Source organism: Endozoicomonas sp. SESOKO4 (genome assembly GCF_024606275.1).
In genome coordinates, this window is the sequence record NZ_JAHHPS010000319.1 from 1 (window position 1) to 1,870 (window position 1,870).

Below are 1,870 nucleotides of genomic sequence, written 5' to 3' on the forward strand. Positions count from 1 at the left end.
CGGAAAGGTCTGCAGAAATGCTCATGCCCTGTCAGATCACAAAAGCAGAGACCACTGCGTGCAAAAAAACTGTGACTTGATCGTGGTTGGGGAGGATGGTCGGCAGCAACCATGCGGTAAGGTCTGCAAGAGTGGACATGCCTTGTCGGATCATAAAAGAGCAGAGCACACCAGGCAGCAAGCCTGCGGTGCAACAACAGTCGGGAAGAATGGTCAGCAGCGGCCGTGCAGGAAGGTCTGCAAGAATGCTCGCGCCTTGAGTGATCACATGAGAAAAAACCACAGCGGGCCACAAACCTGTGAGGTCACTGTAGTCGGGGAGAATGGACAGCAACGGCCATGCAAGCAGGCCTGCAAGAATCTTCAGGCCTTTTTGAATCACAAAAGAAGGCATCGAAAACGCAAGCTTGATGATATGGACCGGAACAATGACTTAAGTCCTCAGGAAGTAAAGTGAAATAAGCAACGATCTGATCCAGTACATGGCTTCATTAGATTTTTAACAGAAGAACTTCAAGGTAAAAACACGCTTATTTTCTTGATCTATCCTTCCTCTCTGTCAACCGGAATGCAGGGATAGAATTATTAAACACTCACTCTTTGAGGTACTACTGTTGCTAATGTCGTTGTCTGTCGTCTGTCAGAGCGAAGCGTTGACAAGACATTATATACTCGAGCTTGAGCAGGGTGCAGTTTATTCAAAACAGAACTACTCTATAAAACCTGTCTGGCCAACATTACCGGACAATCCGTCAGCCATTACCTACAATAAAGACCACGCAGAATTAACTTTACCAACTGATGACAAACGACAGAGGTCTGGGATTTACGAACTAAAAACGGCCATCGTTGGGTCGATTTCATGGCAATGGCTTTATGCCACTGGCATTGTGGTTGCATACGAAATGATCCTGACCACCAAGGATGCCCCTGCAAGCTCATGGCTTCCTGTAGAAGTAGTTTTCGCTGTCGCCTCGCTTTTAAAAATCTATTGGAACCCAAATTCATCGCTGTCTAACCCGATTCAACAACAGGAGGCAACCTCTCTGCCGATACAAGGGGATCACCCGTTTGCGACTGTTACTATGATGCATGGCTCTGATGATAACCCGGCACAATACCCACTATCAGAATCATCCTGCCAGAAAGTCCCGGAAACCACCATCCACTCTTCAGGCTCATTCAAAAGTCTCGTGTATTCTGACTCTGGCGACAGTAACGGAGACCCTGAACAACACTCACACACTTTGGGTTTAAATTGTTTCGTCCATCCCTGTCATGGCGTTTGTCGATTTCGGGCATCAATAGCAGTATCCACACAACAATCATGCCTTCGCTCGGCGAATGAACACTGTCTTAGTTGCATATACCATTTTGATCCCCAAATCGCTTCGTACTTCATGAGCGGAGCGCCCATCTGTACCACTGATTCTAACGGGCTACTAAATCATGATGTGCAAATGCCCGGGAATGTGTCCGTCAACGCTGACGACCGGGTCATAATAGACGGGTTACTCAGTCTGGGTGGTCATAGCCTTCCAGAAAACGGGATTACCTGTACGCTTGCTCATTCAACACGCCCGATGGGGATTTCATTTTTGGGTTGTCTTCCTTCTGGAGGGGATACCCATTGGCAACAAACTCCGTCAGATTACAAAAAAAAATACGACACTGAACAAAGAGTATGCGTCCTGCCGGTGATCGGGGAGGATGGGCAGCTGCGGCCATGTGGAAAGGTCTACAAGAATGCTCGTAGCCTGTCGGATCACAGAATCAAATTCCACAGCGGACAACGAACCTGTGACACACCAGTAATTGGGGAGAACGGTCAACAGCAGCCATGCGGGATTACCTGCAAGAATGCTAAAGT

The 1,870-nt window shown here is 47.8% G+C and carries 2 protein-coding genes; both read left to right on the top strand.

Annotation, left to right across the window (positions count from 1 at the left end; translation table 11 throughout):
* Positions 1 to 457: hypothetical protein (locus tag KDK16_RS06010; protein ID WP_257254635.1), on the top strand; the 457-nt coding region annotated here is incomplete at its 5' end.
* Positions 458 to 614: 157 nt separating this feature from the next.
* The coding region (locus tag KDK16_RS06015) for a hypothetical protein (RefSeq protein WP_257275163.1) at positions 615 to 1,870 on the top strand (1,256 nt) is incomplete at its 3' end.